The following is a 7,197-nucleotide window of genomic DNA, read 5'->3' as shown; positions in this document are numbered from 1 at the left end:
GGTGAACTCAATGAGGTTCAAACCATCATCAGGGGGCGGCATGACCGCTTGGGGCGCCTTGTGGCACAAGAAGGAGACCGCGTTGAACGGGCTGATGCTTTTGTCAACAAAGAGACAAGGACCGTAACGTTAACGGATGGCAAAATTTATATCGCAGGCGATATTTTCCCCGTTGCACCCGCTGTACTCAACAATGTTGCCATGATTGGGCGCTTGGAAATTGGTGTGAAGCTGCAAAAAAAATGGATAACCCATGAGGATGATCCAGAGTTGTTGGGGCAAGTCCCTGGCACATTGGCAGAAGGAGAGCCTGGTGCCGCACGCGAAACAGCACAGCTTGTTTGGGCACTAAAAGAGGATGAGCAGAATGGCACTTTCTTTCCCGTTTATATCTTGCAAGATGGTGTTCTGATTGATCAAAAATCACCCTCACTCCTTGAACCCGCCATGCAAGCTATTGCGACGTACGACCGCGCCCATGGGCATTATATCGTGAGTGGCTGCCGTGTGAGCGCATTGGGAGCAAATAATGGTTGCCAAGTGTTTAGTATTCAAGAAGGAGAAGCCAATATCAATGGCTTTAAACGTAAACGCCTTGCCGCCTTGCGCCATGAAGAGATGCAAGATTTTTCGACAAGCGTTGTTCCTAGCGAAACGCATATTTTTGCGCCTTCAAAAGGGAAAACAAGTTTTACCTTTAAACCCTATTATTTTCCTATTGCCGATATTCAGTCTCTTTTGTTGACAAAAGAAAAAACCGTTAACGTCACCCGTGGTGCCGTTGCCGCTGGGCGTGATGGTGTTCCTGATAAAAGCATCACCGCGTTTATCAAAATCGTTCAAGGAAGCAAGGAATTTAAAGAAGGCACAGATTTTAAAAAAACCGGAGACACCATTGATTGGGCACCCGTGGGAGACGAACCTTTAGCGGGGAGCAGCTATAAGGTGACTTACCGTTACCGCGCAAAAATCACCGCTGATAAAGTAACAGCACAGGAAATCACTGTCTCAGGTGGGGCGCAAGGTGGTGATATTATCGTCAGTTACACTTACAAACTCCCCCGCATTGACCGCATAGGACTGAACACGGGGGGCAATGTCGTATATATCAAAGGAGTTTCATCAGATCACCCCATGGCACCCAGTGTCCCTGATGATGTGTTGTCCCTTGCAACCATTACCAACAATTGGCTTGAAACGCCGGTTGTGGTCAATGATGGCACACGGGTTGCCCCCTATGATGAAATGTGGCGCTATTTTCAACGAGTGCTTTCGCTTGATCGATTGATGCAATTAGAGCGTATTAAAAGCAATGTTGACTCTAAAGAACCCGTTGCCAAAAAGGGCATGTTTGCAGACCCTTTTCTTGATGATAGTTACAGAGATGAAGGCTTTCAACAAACAGGTGCTGTAGGCAACGGCATTTTACAGCTTGCCATTGACCCAACATTCTATACTGCTCCTTTAAAAGCGCCTGTTACGCTTGACTGGACAAATGAAGTGATCATTGCGCAAGAGTTGACAACGGCTTGCGAAAAAATCAATCCTTATCAAAATTTTGCGACCTTACCTGGTACAGTAACCCTTGAACCCGCGACAGACTTTTGGCATGAACAGCGTACCGATTGGCTCTCAAGCGTGACCAATCAACTGAACATGGGATGGAACCGTGGGAGAAGCGTTCGTAAAACAGAAATCAGTGATGATTTGGTGAGTGCAACCCAAGAGAAAATCGATTTTTTGAGACAAATTACCCTTTCTTTCAAAATTGAAGGTTTTGGCAGTAGCGAAATCTTGGAAAGTCTTACCTTTGATGGTGTGAATGTTTTACCAAAAACAAAGCTTGTTGCAGATAGCAAAGGCACCCTTGAAGGCACTTTCACGATTCCACAAAACATTCCGGCTGGCACAAAAAATGTTGTGGCACGGGGAAAAGGTGGAACCATTGCTACGGGTCTTTTTACAGGGCAAGGCGTGATTGATGTGAAAGTGATGCGGCGCACCACCACGGTGAAGATATGGGAACAAGACGATCCACAAGCGCAAGTCTTTACCCCCGATGAAACACGGCAAATCACCGGAATTGACTTTCATCTTTGCAAAATCGGCAATCAGAACCATGATCTGGTGATTGATTTGGTCACCACAGAAAATGGCTATCCGACCGCCGATATTCAAGCGCAAAGCTTTTATTCTATGAAGGGCGCAAAGCTAGGTTGGGCAGAGGCACGCTATGATGTACCACTCCTTGTGATGGATGACCGTTTAACGGCTTTTGTCATTAAAACCGATGATGCTGATCATTCCGTCTCTTTAGCAAAGCTTGGAGATTTTGATGCAGAACACCAGAGATACGTCTCGAGCCACCCTTACGTGACCGGTCCACGCTTTTCTTCTGTCAATGCTAGGAGCTGGACCGCCCATCAAGATGAGGCTTTAGCCTTTCGAGTGCTGGCGGCACGCTATACACAAACAGAAAAAACCATTGATCTTGGCACTTTTGACCTTGTTGACTGCTCTGATTTGCAAATACGCGCAGCCATTGAATTGCCTTCAAGCGATTGTTCTGTCATCTTTGAAATTGAAAGAAACAATGGCACGGTTTATCAACTTCTTCCCTTTCAATTACTCAGTCTTACTGAATATATCAGTGAAAAGATAAAGCTTCGCGCTATTCTCAAAGGCACCGAAAAGCTCTCACCCGTCTTGTTTGCGCCTGTTCAATTGATTGCGGGAAAGATCCATAAGGAAGCTACCTATGTCACGCGTGCTTTTGCCTTTGGTGAAAAAGCAAGATTGACCAGCTATATCAAAACCTTTTTACCGGGCGGTGCAACCTTTTCATTGGAGATGCAGCTGGATGATGGTGCTTTCACCCCTTTGAAACTTGACGAAACAGAACAACTCGCTGAACCGCTTTGGACAGAACGAAAATTTACCAGCAATGATAAAGGCGCCAAACAAGCGCGCTTGAAACTCACGCTTACCGGTGGACCGGCGGCACGGTCAATGGTGCGTGATTTTGGCGCCGGCATATTATGAGGGGAAAATGAGAGATGACAAAAACCAAAAAACTCGACATGGAATTGCCGAAAGAAGGTCGCTTTATCAGTTCTGAATTCCCAATCTTGCGGGAAAACTTGACCAAAATTGATCAAGCTCTTTTGGCTGTTGAGGAAAAGGTAGAGGGAAAAGCACCTTTAAAACACACGCATACAATAAGTGATGTTGCCGATCTTGAAGCGGCTCTCAAAGGCAAAATGGCAGCCGATAAAACCTTCTCATTTGCTGATTTAAGCGATATCGAGGGGGCAAAAGATGCCGCAAATAATTATGTTCTCTATAAATCAAGCAATAATAACTTCACCTTTGGCAGTGCTGTCTCACTGTTAGGCGCACATCAACATAAAACCGAAGATATTGTGGGGCTTGATGATTTTAGAGCCAAGATTAATGAAGATCTGACAAGCTATGGACGCCTCACAAGTCCAAATGAGTGGCAGAATTACAATAAATTTACCAGCAAAGTCACTATGAGTGGTGGCTTAGAACTGTTGGGAAACACATCATTGAATATTACCCATAATAACAAAATGATCACTAACTTAAGTACAAGCGGAAGCTCACTTAAAGGACCTTTGAGAGTCGATGGAGAACTTGTTTATACGAAATCAGAAATAGATATTCTCAAGCAGGAAATTAAAAACATCAAAAAAGATTTGATTAATAAACTCATTATTGCCGATGCTGAATTGCTTTATACGCAAGATGGGAAAATTGAATGGCCCAACTGGGTCACGGATAAAACCAAAGTCGAAATTACAGCCTGGGGTGGCGGCGGTAGTGGTGGTTGCTCTTGGTCTTATTGCTTAGGCGGCGGTGGAGGAGGTGGAGGTTGTTCCGTGTGGTACGGCTATAAAGCCAGTTTAAACGGGCATGAGGATATCATCATTGGTAAAGGAGGAACTTCTGTTGCAAAGCATGGTGCGACAGGAAATTCTGGAGGCACAACAACCGTTGGCAAAAATTTTATGACAGCTACAGGAGGAAAAGGTGGTGGAGGTGCTTATTATTCCAGCCCATCATCCCGTTACTCAGGTTCTGGTGGTACTGGAGGAGTTGGCGGGAACTTTGGTTGGGCAACAGATGGTCTCTTAGGACTTGCCAAAGGCGGAAATGGTTATGCTGGAACGAAAGGAATTGATGCAGAAATGAGTGGTAACGGAGGTGATGCTGGGGGCGATACATCAAGGGGTGGCGCTGGAGGAACGGGAGATGGTTACCATACTTCAGGAAAAGCAGGGCGTGGTTTTGGGGGTGGAGGTGCTGGTGCTAACGGGGATGGGCATTACAGCGGTGCTGGTGCTGATGGCGCTGTTCTTATAAGATTATGGAAAGAATAAATGGATGCACAAGTAACCAAGATATGACACAAGTCAAATGGATAGCTGTTGTATAAGCTGGCTTATATGTTTTTAAGTCCTTTTATCGCTCTTTAAAAGCCCTTTGAAAGGGCTTTTTTTGACTGACAGTGTCAGGCTTATGGAGCATGGTGATGGTTGTTATTCTCTCTTCATTGATTTGGAGAGCAAAATGACAATAGAATTTAAACTTCGTATTCACTTTATTAAGAATGGCAAGGGATCTAAGTTTTTAGCAATATTTGATCAGACAGCCGTTGGTATGGTCGTAAAATCCTTGATGTTAACGTGCAAATTTATCCCCTCCATGCACCTATTCTTCTCTTTACGCATGAGGTGGAGAAACAGGATAGTGTTCTGTTTCATAAGCTTCAATTAACAAAACAAGAGTTTTCATTCTATCAAATTCTGGAGTATTAACTTCTGGCTGCTTATCAAACATTGCAGACACAATCTCTAAAGCTTTTTGATAATCTCTCTCTGTACGAATTGGTTTGATATTCATTTCTTAAATTCTTGTAGTTCCACAGTGTTGGCATCAATCATATTAAATTGTAACATTTTTGTTGACAATTGTCACTTAATACATTACATCTTACTTAAAATAAAGTTGTTGAGTTTGCTATGATCAAAACATTTAAAAATAAAGACCTCCAATCTCTCTGGGAAACAGGAAAAAGTAAGATTGATAGCAGGCTTCAACAGCGTATTATTCGCCGTCTTGATGCCCTTGACGCTGCTTCTCAAGTTAGTGATATCAATGTACCAGGTTATAATTTTCATATGCTTAAAGGCTTTACTCCAACTCGCTACACAATTCATATCAATGGTCCTTGGTGTATCACTTTTGAATTTAAAGACAGACACGTTTACCATGTTGATCTAGAGCAATACCACTGAAGGTTTTAAGATTTGTAAAGGAAACTATCCATGACCACACGTAATCCTAATCGTTGTCCTTCTCATCCAGGAGAAATTTTAGCTGAATCCTTAGAACATTTAAATGCAAGCAAAACCGAAATTGCTAGGATTCTTCAAATATCACGCCAGCACTTGCACGGTATCCTTAAAGGAGAACGTCCAGTCACAGCCGTAACAGCAGCTCGCATTGGTAAATTGTTAGGAAATGGACCAGCCCTTTGGCTACAGCTTCAAGCCAATTATGATACATGGCATGCCTTGAGGGACATTGATGTCTCTTCTATTCCAACATTAACAGCTAATAAAGTGGATATACAAATGGAACAGAGCCATTAACCACCTCCCCGCCTCAAAGACGAGGAGATAAAATCATGTTTTTAACTTAAGCTACTTTTACAACAGGGCTTACTAAAACTCGCTTGGCTTCTTCAACAAGCGTTTTATAATGTTTGCTCTCTTCTGCTAATGTAAAGGCTTTAACAAGATGCATGTGAAGCGGTCCATAAATATAAACAGCTTTTTCAGTAGGTCCCATTTCATCCCAGTTGCTTGGAAAATCAAAGCGTGTATCACGATCATTATCAATTAATTGGTTTTTTAAATCATAGAAAGCTTTGACGAGGGCTTTTTTGAATGCACGCACCGTATCATTGTTACGCATATAGGTCATGAGTAGAGTGGCTTGTGGTTCGTTGAGAATAGCAACTTCTCTCTTTTGACCACCTTTACCGTCTCTTTTACTCACTTGGATTTCAAATCCAAGTGAACCAAACTCTTCAAAATCCTTACGATTATTGCGTACTAACTGTATAACTGTTTTATGCGTATTACCCACACCCTCTGCAATTTTTAAAGAAGTTGTAACAGCAATACCAGCATTGTTGATTGTCACTAAATTGTTCATGATGAACTCCTAATGGTTTTAATGTCTCTATTGACACCCCCAAGGGTGCCGGGCGTTAGAAACACGGCCATTAGTCCGTCGCTATGTCTTCCCCTCGTGAGAAGGTATTGTATAGCATAGCTACACCCGACAAAATCGTTATATGCCAATAATAGCATAAAAGACAATCAGTATTTTAAATGCATGGGAGAGATCTTACGTGACCTATCCGCTAATGGTTTAGTGTTTCTAGCACTTATGATTCGACTAACATGAGGGTTTATTAGTGTCAATATGCTTTTAAAAAATTATTTTACATATTGTTGTTTTCAAAGGATCGCATTTGAAATGCTACCCTTTACTATTCACTCGCATTTGAAATGCGAGTGAACCAAAATCCTTATGATTTGCTGTTTTAAAGGGTGCGATTTCAAATCCAACCCTCATTTTTCCCATTCATTTTAATTCACCACTCATTTAAAGGAGCATAAAGTATGGCAACAGGTTTTCTACACGGTGTTGAAGTTGTCGAGGTTGACGACGGCACCCGCCCCCTTCGCGCGGTACAATCGGCAGTTATCGGGATTGTTGGCACGGCGCCCGATGCAGATGAACAAGCATTTCCTCTTAATACACCCGTTTTGGTAACAGGCTCTCTTTCACAAGCCGCTAAACTGGATAAAACGGGTAAGCGTCAAGGTACCTTACCCAATGCCCTTGATCTTATTTTTAAACAAGTAGGGGCAATTGTCGTTGTCGTACGCGTGCAAGAAGGTGACAATGAAAATGCAACACTCACCAATATTCTGGGTGGTGTGAATGCAAATGGCGCTTATGAAGGCGTCCATGCTTTGATTGGAGCGCAATCCATTGTGGGACAAACACCACGCATTCTCATCGCTCCAGGCTTTACACATCAACGCCCTTCCAGTGTGAATAGTGAAGAGAATGGAACTGGTGCAACTGCCAACC

General features: G+C 43.1%; 6 protein-coding genes and 1 pseudogene. 5 read left to right on the top strand and 2 right to left on the bottom strand.

Going from position 1 to position 7,197, the window contains the following annotated elements; all coding sequences use genetic code 11:
• Together PVV63_RS09515 and PVV63_RS09510 are read left to right on the top strand one after the other, a co-directional pair.
• Positions 1–3,042: DUF4815 domain-containing protein (locus PVV63_RS09515; protein WP_273791644.1), on the top strand; the 3,042-nt coding region annotated here is incomplete at its 5' end.
• Between the two features lie 14 nt (positions 3,043–3,056).
• Positions 3,057–4,403 carry a Bgr_08870 family protein gene (locus PVV63_RS09510; RefSeq protein ID WP_273791643.1) on the top strand — a complete coding sequence of 449 codons (1,347 nt, stop codon included), beginning with the start codon at positions 3,057–3,059 and terminating at the stop codon, positions 4,401–4,403.
• Positions 4,404–4,746: 343 nt separating this feature from the next.
• On the opposite strand, the gene PVV63_RS09505 is transcribed toward PVV63_RS09510, so the two are convergent.
• On the bottom strand, positions 4,747–4,926 hold the full coding sequence (locus PVV63_RS09505) for a hypothetical protein (RefSeq protein ID WP_273791642.1): 180 nt from the start codon (positions 4,924–4,926) through the stop codon (positions 4,747–4,749).
• Between the two features lie 119 nt (positions 4,927–5,045).
• On the opposite strand from PVV63_RS09505, the gene PVV63_RS09500 reads away from it, so the two are divergent.
• Both PVV63_RS09500 and PVV63_RS09495 read left to right on the top strand, forming a co-directional pair.
• Positions 5,046–5,321, top strand: a complete 276-nt coding sequence (locus PVV63_RS09500; protein ID WP_273791641.1) for a type II toxin-antitoxin system RelE/ParE family toxin — start codon at positions 5,046–5,048, stop codon at positions 5,319–5,321.
• A 30-nt stretch (positions 5,322–5,351) separates the two neighbouring features.
• The gene (locus PVV63_RS09495; protein ID WP_273791640.1) at positions 5,352–5,678 is read left to right on the top strand and encodes a HigA family addiction module antitoxin; all 327 of its coding nucleotides are present in this window, start codon (positions 5,352–5,354) and stop codon (positions 5,676–5,678) included.
• Positions 5,679–5,724: 46 nt separating this feature from the next.
• On the opposite strand, the gene PVV63_RS09490 is transcribed toward PVV63_RS09495, so the two are convergent.
• Entirely contained in the window at positions 5,725–6,246 is a 522-nt protein-coding gene (locus tag PVV63_RS09490; RefSeq protein ID WP_273791639.1) for a Rha family transcriptional regulator, read from the bottom strand.
• Positions 6,247–6,719: 473 nt separating this feature from the next.
• On the opposite strand from PVV63_RS09490, the pseudogene PVV63_RS09485 reads away from it, so the two are divergent.
• Positions 6,720–7,197 (top strand): annotated as a pseudogene (locus tag PVV63_RS09485) (phage tail protein); the annotation flags it as partial.

Origin of the sequence: Bartonella sp. CM31XJBT (genome assembly GCF_028618555.1) — a bacterium.
GTDB lineage: Bacteria > Pseudomonadota > Alphaproteobacteria > Rhizobiales > Rhizobiaceae > Bartonella.
Note: the sequence above shows the minus strand (reverse complement) of the source record. Positions and strands in the feature narration are given on the sequence as shown.